The organism is Stutzerimonas sp. R40042 (assembly GCF_026642215.1).
Classification (GTDB): Bacteria; Pseudomonadota; Gammaproteobacteria; order Pseudomonadales; family Pseudomonadaceae; genus Stutzerimonas; species Stutzerimonas frequens.
The window spans coordinates 2,626,844-2,644,229 of record NZ_CP113258.1; the positions used below are offsets into that span (position 1 = coordinate 2,626,844).

A 17,386-nucleotide genomic window follows, 5' to 3' on the forward strand; every position below is an offset into this window, starting at 1 on the left:
AAGGCGAAGAGGGAGCGAAGTTTACTGTGAACGCGCGCCGGTTCATAACCTGGCGAGCGCCAGACCGGCCCAGGCCGCGAGCAGGCCACCGAACACGCTGCCGCCGACATAGGCGAAGGCAGTCGCCGGCTGACCGCTTTCCAGCAGCCGCAGGGCGTCCAATGAGAAGCTGGAGAAGGTCGTCAGTGCGCCAAGAAAGCCTATGATCAGTGCGCCACGCAGCTCCGGCGAGATATCCGGCCGGGCGAGAAAGGTTGCATAGAGATAGCCGATCAGCAGACAGCCCAGCAGGTTCACGGCCAACGTGGCCAGATAGAAATGCCGCGGCCATTGCGCGCTGACCCAGGTCGCCAGGGCAAAGCGCAACAGGGTCCCGATCACGCCGCCACAGGCGACAGCGAAGGCCATGCGGATCATTCCTTTCTCCGTTGGATGGGGCTTTCGCGGTCGAGCCGGGCAAGGTGTTCGAGCTTGTCGCGGATCTTGCTTTCCAGGCCGCGTGGTACGGGGTGATAGTAGCGGCGCGGTTCCATGGACTCGGGAAAGTAATCCTCGCCTGCCGCGTAGGCATCCGGTTCGTCGTGGGCGTAGCGATATTCGTTGCCGTAGCCGAGTTCTTTCATCAGCTTGGTCGGCGCGTTACGCAGATGCAGCGGCACTTCCTGCGAGCCATTTTCCGCCGCGTCGCGCATGGCCGCCTTGAACGCGGTATAGACGGCGTTGCTCTTCGGCGCGCAGGCGAGATAGACGATCGCCTGCGCCACGGCCAGCTCCCCTTCCGGACTGCCCAGGCGCTCCTGCACGTCCCAGGCGTTCAGGCACAACGGCAGCGCGCGGGGGTCGGCATTACCGATTTCCTCGCTGGCCATGCGCACGACACGTCGGGCGATGTACAGCGGGTCGCAGCCGCCATCGAGCATGCGCGCGAACCAGTACAGCGCCGCGTCCGGATTGGAGCCGCGCACGGACTTGTGCAGCGCCGATATCTGGTCGTAGAAGGCCTCGCCGCCCTTGTCGAAACGACGGCGACTGTCGCCCAGCAGATCCTGCAGCAGGTCGGTGCTGATGCTACCGCCCTCTTCGGCCAGGTCCGATGCGTTCTCCAGCAGATTGAGCAACCGACGACCGTCACCATCGGCTGCCGCCAGCAGCATCTGGAAGCTGTCCTCCGGCAGCGTGAGATGGAGCTCGCCCAGGCCCTTGGGGTCGGTCAGCGCGCGCGCCACCAGCTTGCGCAAGGCCGCTTCGTCCAGGCTTTTCAGCACATAAACGCGAGCCCGCGAGAGCAAGGCATTGTTGAGTTCGAAAGAGGGGTTTTCGGTGGTGGCGCCGATAAAGATCAGCGTGCCGTCTTCGACGTAAGGCAGGAAGGCGTCCTGCTGGGACTTGTTGAAGCGATGCACTTCGTCGACGAACAGAATGGTCCGCCGGCCGTACTGCGCCGCTTGCTGCTTGGCGATCTCCACCGCCTGGCGAATCTCCTTGACCCCGGCAAGCACGGCGGAAACCGTTTCGAAATGGGCATCGGAGACCTTGGCCAGGAGCCGCGCCAGAGTGGTCTTGCCAACACCGGGCGGCCCCCAGAACACCATGGAGTGCAACGCGCCCTGCTCCAGCGCCTCGCGCAACGGCTTGCCGCGCGCGAGCAGGTGCTCCTGCCCGACGTATTCGTCGAGGCTGGCTGCGCGCAGACGCGCGGCAAGTGGCTGGGCGACAGGTTCGCGGCTGAACAGGTCCATTGCGGACGGTTACCTCGATTGCAGCGGCCCGCCGCTGCGCAGGCCGCCTGATACGAATGTCAGATTAGGCTCACTCGGAAATGACGTCGGCACCCTCGGGAATCTCGAAGGTGAACAGGTCGGCCTTGAGCGGCTGATTCATCTTCACCCCCATGAAGAGGATATTGGTGCGCTGACCGACACTGTCGATCAGCTGCATGTCATTGATCACGCCACCGCGGAAGGACAGCCGCAGGTTGTCGAACAGGGTGTCCTTGGCCTTGGGCTTGAGGGTGAAGTCCACCACGTCCCCGGCCTCCTTGTGCGAGACCTCGAAGTTCTCGCTGATGGTGGAGACGTCGCCGGACAGCAGCAAAGCCGGTGTGTGTGTCAGGCGCTGGTCGAGCTCCTGGATGGTGACCTGCTCGAGATCCGGGTCATACAGCCACACCTTCTTGCCGTTGGACACCAACAACTGCTCCATCGGCGCATCGGTGTGCCAGCGGAACTGGCCGGGACGCTTGAGCGCCAGCTCCCCGGAGGTCTCCTGCAGCTGGGTGCCGCTGCCGTCGAGCGAGAGCTGCGAGAAGCGGCCAGTCAGGGTTTCGGCCTGGTTGAGCAGGCCGGTCAGGCGTTTGGTAGAAGCCGCCTGGTCGGCGTGGGCCGGTACCAGAGCGACCATCAGGACAGATGCACACAGCAAACGGATCAATTGCATGTAGCCCTCGAAGCGATTCAATCGCGCATGGGTGCCGGCGCGATGACCTCGCGCGAGCCGTTGGTATTCATGGATGTCACCACGCCGGCCATTTCCATGGCCTCGATCATGCGTGCGGCGCGGTTGTAGCCGATCTTCAGCTTGCGCTGCACGGCGGAGATCGACGCGCGGCGGCTTTCGGTAACGAAGCGAACGGCCTCGTCGTACAAGGGGTCTTCTTCGCTACCTTCGCCGCTGCCTTCGCCACCACCGCCCTCGAAGCCGCTACCAGCCTCTTCCACGCCGGCGAGGATGTCCTCGATGTAGTCGGGCGCTCCGCGAGCCTTCCAGGCTTCGACCACACGATGCACCTCGTCATCGGAGACGAACGCACCATGCACGCGGATCGGCAGGCCGGTGCCCGGCGGCAGGTAGAGCATGTCACCGTGACCGAGCAGCTGCTCGGCGCCGCCCTGGTCGAGGATGGTGCGCGAGTCGATCTTGCTCGACACCTGGAACGCCATGCGGGTCGGAATGTTGGCCTTGATCAGACCGGTGATCACGTCCACCGACGGTCGCTGGGTGGCAAGGATCAGATGGATGCCCGCCGCACGTGCCTTCTGCGCGATACGGGCGATCAGTTCTTCGACCTTCTTGCCGACGATCATCATCATGTCGGCGAATTCGTCGACGACCACCACGATGGTCGGCAGGCTCTTCAGATACGGCGGCTCGTCGTCCATCGACTCGCGCTTGTACAGCGGGTCGTGCAGCGGCGTGCCGGCCTCTTCCGCCTCCTTGATCTTGCGGTTGAAGCCCGCCAGGTTGCGCACGCCCATGGCCGCCATCAGCTTGTAGCGCCGTTCCATCTCGGCGACGCTCCAGCGCAGTGCATTGGCCGCCTCCTTCATGTCGGTGACCACCGGGCAGAGCAGGTGCGGAATGCCTTCGTAGATCGACAGTTCGAGCATCTTCGGGTCGATCATGATCAGCCGCGCCTCTTCCGGCGTCGACTTGAACAGGATCGACAGGATCATCGCGTTGACCCCCACCGACTTACCGGAACCGGTGGTACCGGCCACCAGCAGGTGCGGCATCTTCGCCAGGTCGGCGATGACCGGTTTGCCGCCGATATCGTGGCCGAGCGCCAGGGTGACCGGCGACTTGGCGTCGTCATAAGGCGCCGACGACAGCACCTCGGAGAAACGGACGATCTGCCGATCCTCGTTGGGAATCTCGATACCCACGGTGGTCTTGCCCGGAATGACCTCGACCACGCGCACGCTGACCATGGCCATCGAACGCGCCAGGTCCTTGGCCAGATTGGAGATGCGGCTGACCTTGACGCCGGCCGCAGGCTGAATCTCGAAACGGGTGATCACCGGGCCTGGGTGAACCGACTCGACCACCACCTCGACGCCGAACTCCTTGAGCTTGATCTCCAGCAGCCGCGACATGGCCTCGAGGGACTCGGGCGAATACTGCTTCTGCTGCTTTTCCGCGACGTCGAGGATGGAAATCGGCGGCAGGCTGCCTTCGACCGCGGTATCGACGAACAACGGCGCCTGCTTCTCCTTGAGCACGCGCTTGCTCGGCTCTGCCGGCTTTGCCGGTGCGGGCGGGGTGATCACAGGAGCCTGGCGCTTCCCCAGCTCGCTCATGTGCTTGGCCAGTGCCTCGTCGCGCTCGATGATGCGCTCCTTGACCTTGGCCTGCTCGCGGCGATCGCGCACCATTGGCGCGGCCACCTCGCTTACCACATCGTCCGCCTCGCGCAGCTGCGCAACCAGCTGCTTGCGTTCGGCGCGGGCATTCCACCAGCGGCTGAAAAAGCTCTGGATCAGTTCCAGCAGGTCGAGCGTGATCTTGCCGGTGATATCCATCACCTTGAACCAGGACAGGTCGGTAAAGACCGTCAGCCCGAACAGAAAGAACGCCAGCAACGCGAGGGTGCTGCCCTGCACGTTGAGCGTCTGCACCGCCAGCTGGCCAAGGCTCTCGCCCAGCGCACCGCCCGCGGATGCCGGCAAGGCTTCGCCGCCCTGGAAATGGATATAGGCCAGCGCCGAACCGGACAGCACCAGGAACACCAGGCCGATCAGCCGCCAGGAGAACAGCCAGCCATTCCACACCCAGGGCTGGTGACGCGCACGGAATACCTGCCAGGTCTTGACGCCCAGCAGCAGCGGGAAGAGGTATGCGAAGTAACCCAGCGCCATGAACAGCACATCGGCGAACCAGGCGCCCGCGCGCCCCGCGGCGTTGCGCACCTGATCGACGTTGCTCGTGTGGGTCCAGCCCGGATCGCCCGGATCGTAGGTCAATAACGCCATCCACAGGTAGACGCAGAGCGCACCGAGCGCTATCAACGCGCCTTCCTTGAGGCGATAGTGCAATTGTTGTCGCCAGACGGTTGCCGGCGCGGTAGATGAGGAATTCTTCAAAACGCTTTCTTTCCTGCGCCTGCGGCGCGATGAACCGTAGTCAGCCAGAACCCCGGCATTGTACGGGTTTGTCGATTCGATGGCATGCGGGTTCCGCGGCGGCTTGGGCTTTTGCCGATGCTTCGGTGTAGCATAAACGCCCGATTTCCCGGCGCGGCTCGACTGGAGCACGCTTCTCTATTTGCAACAAAGGCTTATGAGGGCTTTTTATGAGTGAAGTCAAGCATTCGCGTCTGATCATCCTCGGCTCCGGCCCGGCCGGTTATACCGCTGCGGTATACGCTGCCCGCGCCAACCTGAAGCCGCTGATGATCACCGGCATCCAGCCCGGCGGCCAGCTGACCACCACCACCGAGGTCGACAACTGGCCTGGCGACGTCGAAGGCCTGACCGGCCCGGATCTGATGGTGCGCATGCAGAAACACGCCGAGCGCTTCGACACCGAGATCGTCTTCGATCACATCCATACCGCCGAGTTGCAGCAGCGACCGTTCACCCTGCGCGGCGACAGCGGAGTCTATACCTGCGATGCGCTGATCATCGCCACGGGCGCTTCGGCGCAGTATCTCGGCCTGCCCTCCGAAGAAGCGTTCGCCGGTCGCGGCGTATCCGCCTGCGCCACCTGTGACGGCTTCTTCTACCGCAACCAGGTGGTCGCGGTGATCGGTGGCGGCAATACCGCGGTCGAGGAGGCACTTTACCTGTCCAACATCGCCAAGGAAGTCCACCTGATCCACCGCCGCGACAAGCTCCGTTCGGAGAAGATCCTGCAGGACAAGATCATGGACAAGGCGACCAACGGCAACATTCGCCTGCACTGGAACCACACCCTCGAGGAAGTCCTCGGCGACGCCAGTGGCGTGACCGGCGTTCGCCTGAAGAGCACCCTTACCGGTGAAGAGAACACGCTGGACCTGGCCGGCGTATTCATCGCCATCGGTCACAAGCCGAACACCGACCTGTTCCAGGGCCAGCTGGAGATGAAAGATGGCTACCTGAAGATCCGCGGCGGCGGTGAAGGCGATGCCACCTGCACCAGCATTCCCGGAGTGTTCGCCGCAGGCGATGTGGCCGACCACGTCTATCGCCAGGCCATCACCTCGGCAGGCGCCGGCTGCATGGCGGCACTGGATGCCGAGAAGTACCTGGACAACTGATCCCAAGCGGGCTTCGGCCCGCCCTCCCCTGCCCTGCGTGCCGACATGCTGACCTGGCTAAAGCGCGACGACTTCAGCTTTCCTCCCCTCGAAACGGCTCTGCGCGAACCCAACGGCCTGCTTGCTGCTGGCGGCGACTTACAGCCCGAGCGACTCCTGGCTGCCTACCGCCACGGCTGTTTCCCTTGGTATCAGGAAGGCCAACCGCTGCTGTGGTGGTCGCCCGATCCGCGCACGGTGCTCTTTCCTGACGAGCTGCATGTTTCGCGCAGCCTGCGCAAGCGCATGCGCCACGGCGACTATCAGGTGACCTTCGACAAGGCCTTTACCGAGGTCATCCAGGGATGCGCCGGCCCGCGCAGCTACGCCGACGGCACCTGGATCACGACACCGATGCAAGACGCCTATATCAGGCTGCACGAGATGGGCGTCGCGCACTCGGTGGAAGTCTGGCAGCAAGGGCAACTCGTCGGCGGACTCTACGGCCTGGCGATGGGTGAGCTATTTTTCGGCGAGTCGATGTTCAGCCGCGCCACCGATGCCTCCAAGGTCGGCTTCGTCACCTTGGTGGAACGGCTGCGCGAATGGGGCTTTGCGCTGATCGACTGCCAGATGCCGACCCGTCATCTGGAGAGCTTTGGCGCTCGCAGCATCCCACGCGCGGCATTCGCCGAGGCACTCGCCGCGCATCTGGATCGCCCCAGCGCAGCCGACTGGCGCGCCTAGTCGACCTCGGCAAGCTGGCCTACACTGGGTTCATGATTTCTGAGAGTTGACCATGACTTCACTGGCTCGCCTCAAGTTCTACGCCACCCAGCCTCACGCTTGCAGCTACCTGCCCGATGAACAGGCCACCACCTTGTTCCTCGATCCAAGCCAACCGATGGACGTGCAGGTGTATGCGGAGCTTTCAGAGATGGGCTTTCGCCGCAGCGGGGATCATCTCTATCGCCCCCACTGCCAGCGCTGCTCGGCCTGTATTCCGGCACGCATCCCGGTAAGCGCACCGGAACTCAGTCGCCAACAGAAGCGAATCCTCAAGCGCAACGCCGACCTGCAGGTCCGCGGCGTACGCCCGGCATTCAGCGAAGAACTGTACGCGCTCTACGCCAACTACATCGAGAAACGCCACGCCGATGGCGACATGTATCCACCCAGCCGTGAGCAGTTCAACACCTTCCTCGTGCGCGACCTGCCATTCTCGCGCTTCTATGAATTCCGGCTCGACGGCAGGCTGCTGGCCGTCGCCGTTACCGACGTCCTGCCCAATGGCTTGTCTGCTGTTTACACCTTCTACGATCCGGACGAAGAGCGCCGCAGCCTAGGGCGCTACGCGATTCTTTGGCAGATGGGCGAAGCCGCGCGCCTTGGCCTGAAGGCCGTCTATCTCGGTTATTGGATCAAGAACTGCCGGAAGATGAACTACAAGACCGAATATCGGCCCATCGAACTCTTGGTCAACCAGCGCTGGGTAACGCTCAGCTGAAGTCCTTGGCTCATCGACCCATTTCGGGCACAATGCTTGCCGCTTTTGCCCGTGCATCTACGGGCCAATTACCTGAATACCGAGGACTTTACTGAATGTCGAAAGAAGACAGCTTCGAAATGGAAGGTACTGTCGTCGACACCCTGCCCAACACCATGTTTCGCGTGGAGTTGGAAAACGGGCACGTCGTTACTGCGCACATCTCCGGAAAGATGCGCAAGAACTACATCCGGATTCTTACCGGTGACAAGGTTCGCGTGGAGCTGACCCCTTACGATCTGAGCAAGGGTCGCATCACTTACCGCGCCCGCTAAGCGAGCCGCGAGAAAAAACGCCCGGTCTTACCGGGCTTTTTTGTTTGTGCCAGCCATTGCGCACCGCCAGCAATCCGCACAAACGAAAACGCCCGACAGCGGCCGGGCGTTCGTCTCAATGGCCGTCAGGCCAGCTCTGCAGTGGTTTCGAATTCGAAGAACGGCTCGCCGTCACGAATATCGATATGCACCACACCGCCGTGTTCGGCCAGCTCTCCGAACAGGATTTCTTCGGCCAGCGGCCGCTTGATCTTGTCCTGAATCAGCCTGGCCATCGGCCGGGCGCCCATCTGTGCATCATAGCCGTGCTCCGCCAGCCAGCCACGGGCGGCATCCGACACCTCCAGCGTCACGTGCTTATCCTCAAGCTGCGCCTGCAGTTCGATCAGGAACTTGTCGACGATGCTCTTGATGACGTCATGGCTCAGGCGACCGAACTGGATGATGGTGTCCAGACGGTTGCGGAACTCTGGCGTGAAGCTCTTCTTGATGACTTCCATGGCATCGGACGCGTGATCCTGCAGGGTGAAGCCAATGGACGCCCGCGCCGCGGTTTCCGCCCCAGCATTGGTGGTCATGATGATGATCACGTTACGGAAATCGGCTTTGCGCCCGTTGTTGTCGGTGAGCGTGCCGTGGTCCATCACCTGCAGCAGCAAATTGAAGACTTCCGGATGGGCTTTCTCGATCTCATCCAGCAGCAGCACGCAATGTGGCTGCTTGGTGATCGCCTCGGTCAACAGACCGCCCTGATCAAATCCGACATATCCCGGAGGTGCACCGATCAGGCGCGATACCGTATGGCGCTCCATGTACTCGGACATGTCGAAGCGAATCAGCTCGACCCCCAAGGCACGAGCCAACTGGCGTGCCGCTTCGGTCTTGCCCACCCCGGTCGGGCCGGCGAAGAGGAAGGAACCCACCGGCTTGTCCGGTGCCTTCAGTCCAGCACGAGACAGCTTGATGGCAGTCGCCAGCGAGTCGATCGCATCGTCCTGCCCGAACACCGTGAGCTTCAGGTCGCGCTCAAGATTACGCAGCAATTCTTTGTCGGAGCTGCTGACGTGCTTCGGGGGAATCCGCGCGATCTTCGCTACGATGTCTTCAACCTGCTCGACGTCGATGCATTTGACTCGTTGCCCTTCCGGCTGCAGACGCTGATAGGCACCAGCTTCGTCGATTACATCGATGGCCTTGTCCGGCATATGGCGATCGTTGATATAGCGCGAAGCCAGCTCCGCCGCCGCACGCAACGCCTCGTCACTGTATTCGATCTTGTGATGCTGCTCGAAACGCCCTTTGAGCCCACGCAGGATACCGATGGTATCTTCGACCGAAGGCTCGGTGACGTCGACCTTCTGGAAACGGCGCGCCAAGGCGCGATCCTTCTCGAAGATGCCGCGAAACTCTTGGAACGTAGTGGAACCGATGCAGCGGATCTCGCCGGAAGACAGCAGCGGCTTGAGTAGATTGGACGCATCCATCACACCACCAGATGCCGCACCGGCGCCGATGATCGTGTGGATCTCATCGATGAACAGGATGGCATGAGGCCGCTTGCGCAGCTCCCCGAGCAGCGCCTTGAAGCGCTTCTCGAAATCGCCGCGGTATTTGGTGCCAGCCAGCAGTGCACCAAGATCCAGCGAATACACGACGCTGTCACCCAGCAGATCGGGTACCTGGTTATCTACGATCCGCTTCGCCAGCCCCTCGGCAATGGCCGTCTTGCCGACGCCAGCCTCGCCGACCAGCAAAGGATTGTTCTTGCGCCGACGCGCCAGGATCTGGGCGACCCGCTCGACCTCATGCTCGCGCCCGACCAGCGGATCGATCCGTCCCTGGCGTGCCAGCTCGTTCAGGTTGCTGGCGTAGGCATCCAGCGGATTGCTGGAAGTACCCGTCTCGCCACCATCCTCGTCTTGCATGTCGGCATCGTTCTCGGGGCTACCGGAATTTCCCGGAACCTTGGAAATGCCGTGGGCGATGTAATTGACGACATCGATACGCGCCACGTTCTGCTGCTTGAGCAGAAAGACCGCCTGGCTTTCCTGTTCGCTGAAGATGGCGACCAGGACATTGGCACCGGTCACTTCACGCTTGCCGGAGCTCTGAACATGGAATACGGCACGCTGCAGAACGCGCTGAAAACCCAAGGTTGGCTGGGTTTCGCGCTCTTCATCGTGCTGTGGAATGAGTGGTGTGGTGGAGTCAATGAATTCCTGCAGGTCGTGCCGGAGCTTATCCAGGCTCGCACCACAGGCGCGCAGTACGGTAGCAGCCGCTTCATTGTCCAGTAGGGCCAACAGGAGGTGTTCAACCGTCATGAACTCATGACGCTTGGTACGTGCCTCTTTGAAAGCCAGATTCAGAGTGACTTCGAGTTCACGGTTCAACATAGCTTTCACCTCATCCCCAGCAGTCGGAGTTAACCGTCCTTCTCGATCTCACAAAGCAGCGGGTGCTGGCATTCCCTTGCATATTGATTCACTTGCATCGCTTTGGTTTCGGCCACGTCGCGGGTATATATCCCACAGACAGCCTGCCCCTCGGTATGAACGGCGAGCATGATCTTGGTCGCCTGCTCCCTGCCGTGATTGAAAATGCCTTCCAGTACCTCGACGACGAAATCCATCGGTGTGTAGTCGTCATTGAACATGACAACTTTATACATCGGTGGTGCCTTGAGTTCCGGCTTGGCCTCTTGAACCGCCAGGCCAGAGGCGTCGTCTTCGTCCCCCAAGGGGCGATCCTGATTGAATGTTAGTCGAATCTGAGCAAATGCATGCATGCGCATAACGGTTCTAGGTCGTGGCGCGGGGGCCAGATAAATATGGACAGCTTCGCAGCCAGCTGACGAGTCGCCTTGACTATCGGCAAAACGGTGATACAAACAGTAAGTGCCTACAACGGCAAACGGGTTGCGCAACATGAGGCCTCGGGCTGCATAAGCGCGGAATGAAATGGATGTTACTCCAGTAATGGACTCCTTTGCAGAGGGATAACAGCATGCTAAGCGGTAAGGTCAAGTGGTTCAACAACGCCAAAGGCTACGGCTTCATCGTAGCAGACGGCGGCGATGAGGACCTGTTCGCCCACTACTCGGCCATCCAGATGGACGGCTACAGAACGCTGAAAGCTGGGCAAGCGGTCATGTTCAATATCCTGCAGGGTCCGAAAGGCCTCCACGCAACCGACATTCGGCCCCAGCAGGCCATGTCCGAAGCGACGACTCCTGCTGCTGCCCAGGGTGCCTCCACGGTCGACGCCTGACGTCTTCCGGGGCAAATGAAAAGGCCGATCAGTCGATCGGCCTTTTTTGCCTGCACTCGCTTACATGTGGCTGATCATTGCATCGCCGAACTGCGAGCAGGACATCAGCTGCGCGCCATCCATCAGCCGCTCGAAGTCATAAGTGACGGTCTTGGCAGCAATGGCACCTTCAGTGCCCTTGATGATCAAGTCGGCAGCTTCAACCCATCCCATGTGGCGCAGCATCATTTCCGCTGAAAGGATCAACGAACCAGGATTGACCTTGTCCTGACCGGCATACTTGGGCGCCGTGCCATGGGTTGCCTCGAACATTGCCACCGTGTCGGACAGGTTGGCGCCCGGAGCGATGCCGATACCACCAACCTCCGCAGCCAGGGCGTCGGACAGATAGTCACCGTTCAGGTTGAGCGTGGCGATGACGTCGTACTCCGCAGGACGCAGCAGGATCTGCTGCAGCATGGCGTCGGCGATGGCGTCCTTGACCACAATGTTCTTGCCGGTGTTGGGGTTCTTGAACTGCATCCAGGGCCCGCCATCGAGCAGTTCGGCGCCGAACTCGTCGCGAGCGACCTCGTAGCCCCACTCCTTGAACGCACCCTCGGTGAATTTCATGATGTTGCCCTTGTGGACGAAAGTGACCGAGCTACGGTCATTGTCCACGGCATACTGCAGCGCCTTGCGAACCAGACGCTTGGTACCTTCCAGCGAGACGGGCTTGATGCCGATGCCGCAGTTCTCGGTGAAGCGGATCTTCTTGACGCCCATTTCTTCGGTAAGAAACTTGATGACCTTCTCCGCCTCGGGGGAGCCGGCTTTCCATTCAACACCCGCATAGATGTCTTCGGAGTTCTCGCGGAAAATCACCATGTCCACGTCGCCGGGATTCTTCACAGGACTCGGCACGCCAGTGAACCAGCGAACCGGACGCTGACAGACATAAAGGTCGAGTTCCTGGCGCAGCGCAACGTTCAGCGAGCGGATGCCACCTCCGACCGGAGTGGTCAGCGGCCCTTTGATGGAAACCACGTAATCGCGCACCACCTCCAGGGTCTCTTTTGGCAGCCAGGTGTCCTGGTCATAGACCTGAGTGGCTTTCTCGCCAGCATAGATTTCCATCCAGGCGATCTTGCGCTTGCCGCCGTAAGCCTTTTGCACGGCTGCGTCCACGACCTTGATCATCACCGGACTGATGTCGACGCCGATACCGTCCCCTTCTATATAAGGAATGATCGGATTGTCAGGAACGCTCAGGGTGTTATCGGCGTTGACGGTGATTTTGTCACCGCTGGCTGGCACCTGGATCTTTTGGTATCCCATGCTGGACTCCGTCTTCGTGGTTAGACATCGATCGTCGTTCGAGGGTACCCCACTCGAATTGCCTGAAACTACATGTTCGTTCGTCGTATGTGCAATGCCGTTCTGCCAGAGGGGGGCTCGATGGTATACTGCCGCGATGACTCACAAGTCATAAGGGACGAGCCTGTACCAGACCCGCCCCTTGAACCCTGACGCTGCCACCGCGGCTCGGCGGTTCAAATGCTCGACACTCTATTGGTGCATCCATCATCACCGCGGCGAATCCCCTTCTGGCTCGACTAGATGGAGAGCTAGGGCGCCTACCCGGCGCACTCGGGATTCTGTGCACGCCCAGCAAGAAGAGAGTTAACGCTAAATGTCCACCCCTTCGAAGATCATCTATACCTTCACCGACGAAGCTCCAGCCCTGGCCACCTATTCGCTTCTTCCCATTGTAGAAGCCTTCGCAGCCTCCGCTGACATCTCCGTCGAAACACGCGACATCTCTCTTGCAGGGCGCATCCTTGCGGGCTTTGCCGATCAGCTGGATGCCGACAAGAAAGTCGAAGACGATCTGGCCAAGCTTGCCGAGCTGACCAATCAGCCCGACGCCAACATCATCAAGCTTCCCAACATCAGCGCCTCCGTTCCGCAGCTCAAGGCAGCCATCGCCGAACTGCAGGCCCTGGGTTACAACATTCCCAACTTCCCTGAAGACCCGCAAACCGACGCCGAGAAAGATGCACGCGCACGTTACAGCAAGGTGCTCGGTAGCGCCGTGAACCCGGTGCTGCGCGAAGGCAACTCCGACCGCCGCGCTCCGGCCGCCGTCAAAGCCTATGCCCGCAAGCACCCGCATTCGATGGGCAAGTGGAGCAAGGCGTCGCAGTCGCACGCCGACTACATGCGCGGCGGCGACTTCTTCTCCAGCGAACAGTCGATCACCATGGAAAAAGCCGGTGACGTGCGCATCGAGTTCGTCGGCAAGGACGGCAAGGTCGAGGTCAAGAAGCAGCTCGCCCTGCAGGCAGGCGAAGTGCTCGACGGCATGTTCATGAGCTGCAACAAGCTGCGCGCCTTCTTCGAAGACACCCTGCAGGACTGCAAGGAAACCGGCGTGATGTGGTCGCTGCACGTCAAGGCGACCATGATGAAGATCTCTCACCCGATCGTCTTCGGCCATGCCGTGAGCGTCTACTACAAGGATGTGTTCGACAAGTACGGCGACCTGTTCAAGGAACTGGGCGTCAACCCGAACAACGGCATCAGCAGCGTCTACGACAAGATCAAGTCCCTGCCGGCTTCGCAGCAGGAAGAAATCCTGCACGACATCCATGAGGTCTACAGCCACCGGCCGGAAATGGCGATGGTCGACTCGGTCAAGGGCATCACCAACCTGCACATCCCGAGCGACGTCATCGTCGACGCCTCCATGCCGGCGATGATTCGCAACTCCGGCCAGATGTGGGGCAAGGACGGCAAGCAGAAGGACACCAAGGCGGTGATGCCGGAGAGCACCTACGCCCGCATCTACCAGGAAATGATCAACTTCTGCAAAACCAACGGCGCCTTCGACCCGGTCACCATGGGTAGCGTGCCGAACGTCGGTCTGATGGCGCAGAAGGCTGAAGAATACGGCTCGCACGACAAGACCTTCGAAATGCACGCCGACGGCACCATGCGCGTCGTACTGGCCGATGGCACCGTGCTGATGCAGCACGAAGTCGAGAAAGGCGACATCTGGCGCGCCTGCCAGACCAAGGACGCGCCGATCCGTGACTGGGTCAAGCTGGCCGTTACCCGCGCCCGCCAGTCCAACACCCCGGCCGTGTTCTGGCTGGACCCGGAGCGTGCCCACGACATGCAGCTGCAGAAAAAGGTCGAGACCTATCTGCAGGAGCACGACCTGAGCGGCCTGGACATTCGCATCATGGGCTACAACGAGGCCATTCGCCTGAGCATGGAGCGCATGATCCGCGGCAAGGACACCATTTCCGTCACCGGCAACGTGCTGCGCGACTACCTGACCGACCTGTTCCCGATCATGGAACTGGGCACCTCGGCCAAGATGCTGTCCATCGTTCCGCTGATGGCCGGCGGCGGCATGTACGAGACCGGCGCTGGTGGCTCCGCACCGAAACACGTCCAGCAGCTGGTGGAAGAAAACTATCTGCGCTGGGATTCGCTGGGTGAATTCCTCGCTCTGGCGGTTTCGCTGGAGGAGACCGGCATCAAGACCGGCAACAGCAAGGCGAAAATCCTCGGTAAGACCCTAGACCAGGCGACCGGCAAGCTACTGGACAACAACAAGTCTCCGGCACGCAAGGTCGGCCAGATCGACAACCGCGGCAGCCACTTCTACCTGGCACTGTACTGGGCGCAGGCCCTGGCCGCGCAGGACGAAGATGCCGAACTGAAGGCTCACTTCACTCCGCTGGCCAAGACCCTGACCGAGCAGGAAGCGGCCATCGTCGCCGAACTGGCAGCCGTACAGGGCAAGCCGGTCGACATCGGCGGCTACTATCGCTCCAATCCGGAGCTGACCAGCAAGGTGATGCGCCCCAGCGCCACCTTCAACGCTGCCCTGGCCGCGCTGAACGCCTGAGTCGACACCTGAGCGTCAATACGAACCCCGGCCTTGCGCCGGGGTTCGTGCTTTCAGCGGTCTAGCTGCTGCTATGATCGCTTCATTTGCACAAGGCATCTCCATGGATTGGCAACCCCACATCACCGTCGCGACCGTAATCGAAGACCAGGGCCGTTTCCTCTTGGTGGAGGAGCTCAAGGCAGGCCGCCTGGTGCTCAACCAACCCGCCGGCCACCTGGAGGCCAACGAGAATCTGCGCGAGGCCGCTATTCGGGAAACGCTGGAGGAAACGGGCTGGGAGGTCGAGCTCACCGGCCTGATCGGCATCTACCTGTATACCGCTCCGAGCAACGGCGTCACCTATCAGCGCGTGTGCTTTGCCGCCAAGGCCCTGCGTCACGATGCGCAACGATCACTCGACGATGGCATCGTCGCAGCCCGCTGGTTGAGCCGCGAGGAGCTGGCCCAGCAGCCCGAGCGCTGGCGCAGCGAGCTGGTTCCGCGCTGCATCGATGACTATCTGGCCGGACCGCTGCACCCGCTTGACGTCATTCGCAACTGATCACACCTTCGTCACGCCAGCGTCAGCTGATAGAATTCGCCCCTTTGCAAAACCCTGGCGTACTTCTATGTCTGTTGCGACCCTCTCCGCCCCGGAAAACACCCGCGTTATCGTTGGCATGTCCGGCGGCGTCGACTCGTCCGTTTCCGCTCTCCTGCTGCTCGAACAGGGCTATCAGGTCGAAGGCCTGTTCATGAAGAACTGGGAAGAGGACGACGGCACGGAGTACTGCACCGCCAAGGAAGACCTGGCCGATGCCCAGGCCGTGTGCGACCGCATCGGCATCAAGCTGCACACCGCCAACTTTGCTGCCGAGTACTGGGACAACGTGTTCGAGCACTTCCTCGCCGAATACAAGGCCGGGCGCACGCCGAACCCGGACATCCTCTGCAACCGGGAAATCAAGTTCAAGGCGTTCCTCGATTACGCCCTGATGCTCGGTGCCGACCTCATCGCCACTGGCCATTACGTGCGGCGTCGCGACCGCGATGGCCGCAGCGAACTGCTCAAGGGCCTCGACCCCAACAAGGACCAAAGCTACTTCCTGCACGCCGTCGGAGGCGAGCAACTGGCCAAGACGCTGTTTCCCGTCGGCGAGCTGGAGAAGCCCGAGGTCCGCGCGATTGCAGAGAAGCATGGCCTGGCCACGGCAAAGAAGAAGGATTCCACCGGCATCTGCTTCATTGGCGAACGGCGATTCAGTGATTTCCTCAAGCAGTACCTGCCGGCCCAACCGGGAAACATCGAAACGGTCGACGGCGAGGTGATCGGCCGTCACCACGGCCTGATGTATCACACCATCGGCCAGCGCCAGGGGCTCGGCATCGGCGGCCTCAAAGATGCCTCCGACGAGCCTTGGTATGTGCTGAGCAAGGATCTGCAGCGCAACGTGCTGATCGTCGGCCAGGGAAATGACCACCCGTGGCTGTTCTCCCGCGCGCTGCTGGCTTCCGATATCTACTGGGTGAATCCCGTGGACCTCAGCGCCCCGCTCAAGCTGACCGCCAAGGTTCGTTATCGCCAGAGCGACCAGGCTTGCACGCTGGAACGGACGCCCGATGGCTATCGCGCAGTGTTCGAAGCGCCGCAACGCGCCGTCACGCCTGGCCAGTCGGTGGTGTTCTACGATGGCGAAGTCTGTCTCGGCGGCGGCGTCATCGAAAGGGCAGAACCCTGGTTCGAGGGCCGCCCATGAGTAATCTGGATGAACAGCTGATCGCGCTTGGGGCGGTATTCGAAGCCGCCACGCTGGTCGACCGCATTGCCCGAACCGGCCAGGTGCCGAATGCCGCGCTCGGCTGCATGCTCGGCAGTCTGCTGGCGCGCAACCCGCAGTCCACGCTGGAAATCTATGGCGGCGACGACCTTAACCTGCGTGACGGCTACCGCGCACTGGTCGGCGCGCTGGAGCGCGACAGCAGCAGCCTGCAGCGCGAGCCGTTGCGCTATGCCCTGGCGATGATCGGCCTTGAGCGGCAGCTGGACAAGCGCGACGACATGCTGCAGGTCATCGGAAGCCGGCTGGATCAGATTCAACAGCAGGTCGAGCACTTCGGCATCACCCACGAGAATGTCGTTGCCTCGTTCGGCGGACTCTATCAGGACACGCTGAGCACCTTCCGTCAGCGCATCCAGGTCCAAGGCGACATGCGCCACCTCCAGCAGACCGACAATGCCGCCAAGATTCGCGCGCTGCTGCTCGCCGGCATTCGCTCCGCCCGCCTCTGGCGCCAGCTTGGCGGGCACCGCTGGCAGCTGATCTTCAGCCGACGCAAGTTGCTCGCCACGCTCTATCCAAAACTGCGCCCGACCCAGACCGAAGACCGATAGCGCAGCGAATGTACCGGGTCCGGCC

Annotated in this window: 16 protein-coding genes; 9 read left to right on the forward strand and 7 right to left on the reverse strand. The window is 61.5% G+C overall.

Features of this window, described 5'->3' with window-relative positions:
• Positions 1-42: 42 nt before the first annotated feature.
• The 4 genes from crcB to ftsK all read right to left on the reverse strand — a co-directional run bounded on the left by crcB (position 43) and on the right by ftsK (position 4,859).
• Entirely contained in the window at positions 43-417 is a 375-nt protein-coding gene (gene crcB, locus OUY36_RS12330) for a fluoride efflux transporter CrcB (RefSeq protein WP_253752499.1), read from the reverse strand.
• Positions 414-1,739: a replication-associated recombination protein A gene (locus OUY36_RS12335; RefSeq protein ID WP_125869160.1), complete on the reverse strand. Its 1,326-nt coding sequence runs from the start codon at positions 1,737-1,739 to the stop codon at positions 414-416. The genes crcB and OUY36_RS12335 overlap by 4 nt, the downstream gene beginning before the upstream one ends.
• A gap of 70 nt (positions 1,740-1,809) precedes the next feature.
• The gene (gene lolA / locus OUY36_RS12340; protein WP_102841436.1) at positions 1,810-2,436 is read right to left on the reverse strand and encodes an outer membrane lipoprotein chaperone LolA; all 627 of its coding nucleotides are present in this window, start codon (positions 2,434-2,436) and stop codon (positions 1,810-1,812) included.
• 17 nt (positions 2,437-2,453) lie between these two features.
• Complete coding sequence (gene ftsK, locus OUY36_RS12345; RefSeq protein WP_267934485.1) at positions 2,454-4,859, reverse strand: DNA translocase FtsK; 2,406 nt, start codon at positions 4,857-4,859, stop codon at positions 2,454-2,456.
• Between the two features lie 209 nt (positions 4,860-5,068).
• On the opposite strand from ftsK, the gene trxB reads away from it, so the two are divergent.
• From trxB to infA, 4 genes are all read left to right on the forward strand, one after another.
• Positions 5,069-6,016: a thioredoxin-disulfide reductase gene (gene trxB / locus OUY36_RS12350; protein WP_013982938.1), complete on the forward strand. Its 948-nt coding sequence runs from the start codon at positions 5,069-5,071 to the stop codon at positions 6,014-6,016.
• A 45-nt stretch (positions 6,017-6,061) separates the two neighbouring features.
• Positions 6,062-6,742, forward strand: coding sequence for a leucyl/phenylalanyl-tRNA--protein transferase (gene aat / locus OUY36_RS12355; RefSeq protein ID WP_200593577.1), 681 nt, complete (start codon positions 6,062-6,064; stop codon positions 6,740-6,742).
• 52 nt (positions 6,743-6,794) lie between these two features.
• Positions 6,795-7,502: an arginyltransferase gene (locus OUY36_RS12360; protein ID WP_063541716.1), complete on the forward strand. Its 708-nt coding sequence runs from the start codon at positions 6,795-6,797 to the stop codon at positions 7,500-7,502.
• A gap of 95 nt (positions 7,503-7,597) precedes the next feature.
• Positions 7,598-7,816, forward strand: coding sequence for a translation initiation factor IF-1 (gene infA, locus OUY36_RS12365; RefSeq protein WP_002553999.1), 219 nt, complete (start codon positions 7,598-7,600; stop codon positions 7,814-7,816).
• A 125-nt stretch (positions 7,817-7,941) separates the two neighbouring features.
• Here infA and clpA read toward each other — a convergent pair whose 3' ends face one another.
• Complete coding sequence (gene clpA / locus OUY36_RS12370) at positions 7,942-10,212, reverse strand: ATP-dependent Clp protease ATP-binding subunit ClpA (protein WP_267934487.1); 2,271 nt, start codon at positions 10,210-10,212, stop codon at positions 7,942-7,944.
• Positions 10,213-10,241: 29 nt separating this feature from the next.
• Positions 10,242-10,604, reverse strand: a complete 363-nt coding sequence (gene clpS, locus OUY36_RS12375) for an ATP-dependent Clp protease adapter ClpS (protein ID WP_063541749.1) — start codon at positions 10,602-10,604, stop codon at positions 10,242-10,244.
• 218 nt (positions 10,605-10,822) lie between these two features.
• Here clpS and cspD point away from each other — a divergent pair, with 218 nt between their 5' ends.
• On the forward strand, positions 10,823-11,086 hold the full coding sequence (gene cspD, locus OUY36_RS12380; RefSeq protein ID WP_063541720.1) for a cold shock domain-containing protein CspD: 264 nt from the start codon (positions 10,823-10,825) through the stop codon (positions 11,084-11,086).
• A gap of 60 nt (positions 11,087-11,146) precedes the next feature.
• On the opposite strand, the gene icd is transcribed toward cspD, so the two are convergent.
• On the reverse strand, positions 11,147-12,403 hold the full coding sequence (gene icd / locus OUY36_RS12385) for an NADP-dependent isocitrate dehydrogenase (protein ID WP_200593575.1): 1,257 nt from the start codon (positions 12,401-12,403) through the stop codon (positions 11,147-11,149).
• 355 nt (positions 12,404-12,758) lie between these two features.
• Between icd and OUY36_RS12390 the strand changes: the two genes are divergently transcribed.
• The 4 genes from OUY36_RS12390 to hflD all read left to right on the forward strand — a co-directional run bounded on the left by OUY36_RS12390 (position 12,759) and on the right by hflD (position 17,361).
• Positions 12,759-14,987: an NADP-dependent isocitrate dehydrogenase gene (locus tag OUY36_RS12390; protein ID WP_152481333.1), complete on the forward strand. Its 2,229-nt coding sequence runs from the start codon at positions 12,759-12,761 to the stop codon at positions 14,985-14,987.
• A 103-nt stretch (positions 14,988-15,090) separates the two neighbouring features.
• Positions 15,091-15,531: an NUDIX hydrolase gene (locus OUY36_RS12395; protein ID WP_063541725.1), complete on the forward strand. Its 441-nt coding sequence runs from the start codon at positions 15,091-15,093 to the stop codon at positions 15,529-15,531.
• Between the two features lie 67 nt (positions 15,532-15,598).
• Positions 15,599-16,726: a tRNA 2-thiouridine(34) synthase MnmA gene (gene mnmA, locus OUY36_RS12400; protein WP_267934489.1), complete on the forward strand. Its 1,128-nt coding sequence runs from the start codon at positions 15,599-15,601 to the stop codon at positions 16,724-16,726.
• On the forward strand, positions 16,723-17,361 hold the full coding sequence (hflD, locus tag OUY36_RS12405; RefSeq protein WP_267934491.1) for a high frequency lysogenization protein HflD: 639 nt from the start codon (positions 16,723-16,725) through the stop codon (positions 17,359-17,361). Before mnmA ends, hflD begins: the two co-directional genes overlap by 4 nt.
• Positions 17,362-17,386 lie beyond the last annotated feature (25 nt).

Excerpts from the sequence above, each read along its gene's own strand:
- trxB (WP_013982938.1), top strand. The coding sequence starts at position 5,069 with ATGAGTGAAGTCAAGCATTCGCGTCTGATCATCCTCGGCTCCGGCCCG.
- OUY36_RS12360 (WP_063541716.1), top strand. The coding sequence starts at position 6,795 with ATGACTTCACTGGCTCGCCTCAAGTTCTACGCCACCCAGCCTCACGCT.
- icd (WP_200593575.1), bottom strand. The coding sequence starts at position 12,403 with ATGGGATACCAAAAGATCCAGGTGCCAGCCAGCGGTGACAAAATCACC.
- OUY36_RS12395 (WP_063541725.1), top strand. The coding sequence starts at position 15,091 with ATGGATTGGCAACCCCACATCACCGTCGCGACCGTAATCGAAGACCAG.
- mnmA (WP_267934489.1), top strand. The coding sequence starts at position 15,599 with ATGTCTGTTGCGACCCTCTCCGCCCCGGAAAACACCCGCGTTATCGTT.
- aat (WP_200593577.1), top strand. The coding sequence starts at position 6,062 with ATGCTGACCTGGCTAAAGCGCGACGACTTCAGCTTTCCTCCCCTCGAA.
- clpS (WP_063541749.1), bottom strand. The coding sequence starts at position 10,604 with ATGCATGCATTTGCTCAGATTCGACTAACATTCAATCAGGATCGCCCC.
- OUY36_RS12390 (WP_152481333.1), top strand. The coding sequence starts at position 12,759 with ATGTCCACCCCTTCGAAGATCATCTATACCTTCACCGACGAAGCTCCA.
- clpA (WP_267934487.1), bottom strand. The coding sequence starts at position 10,212 with ATGTTGAACCGTGAACTCGAAGTCACTCTGAATCTGGCTTTCAAAGAG.
- cspD (WP_063541720.1), top strand. The coding sequence starts at position 10,823 with ATGCTAAGCGGTAAGGTCAAGTGGTTCAACAACGCCAAAGGCTACGGC.
- crcB (WP_253752499.1), bottom strand. The coding sequence starts at position 417 with ATGATCCGCATGGCCTTCGCTGTCGCCTGTGGCGGCGTGATCGGGACC.
- infA (WP_002553999.1), top strand. The coding sequence starts at position 7,598 with ATGTCGAAAGAAGACAGCTTCGAAATGGAAGGTACTGTCGTCGACACC.
- hflD (WP_267934491.1), top strand. The coding sequence starts at position 16,723 with ATGAGTAATCTGGATGAACAGCTGATCGCGCTTGGGGCGGTATTCGAA.
- OUY36_RS12335 (WP_125869160.1), bottom strand. The coding sequence starts at position 1,739 with ATGGACCTGTTCAGCCGCGAACCTGTCGCCCAGCCACTTGCCGCGCGT.
- lolA (WP_102841436.1), bottom strand. The coding sequence starts at position 2,436 with ATGCAATTGATCCGTTTGCTGTGTGCATCTGTCCTGATGGTCGCTCTG.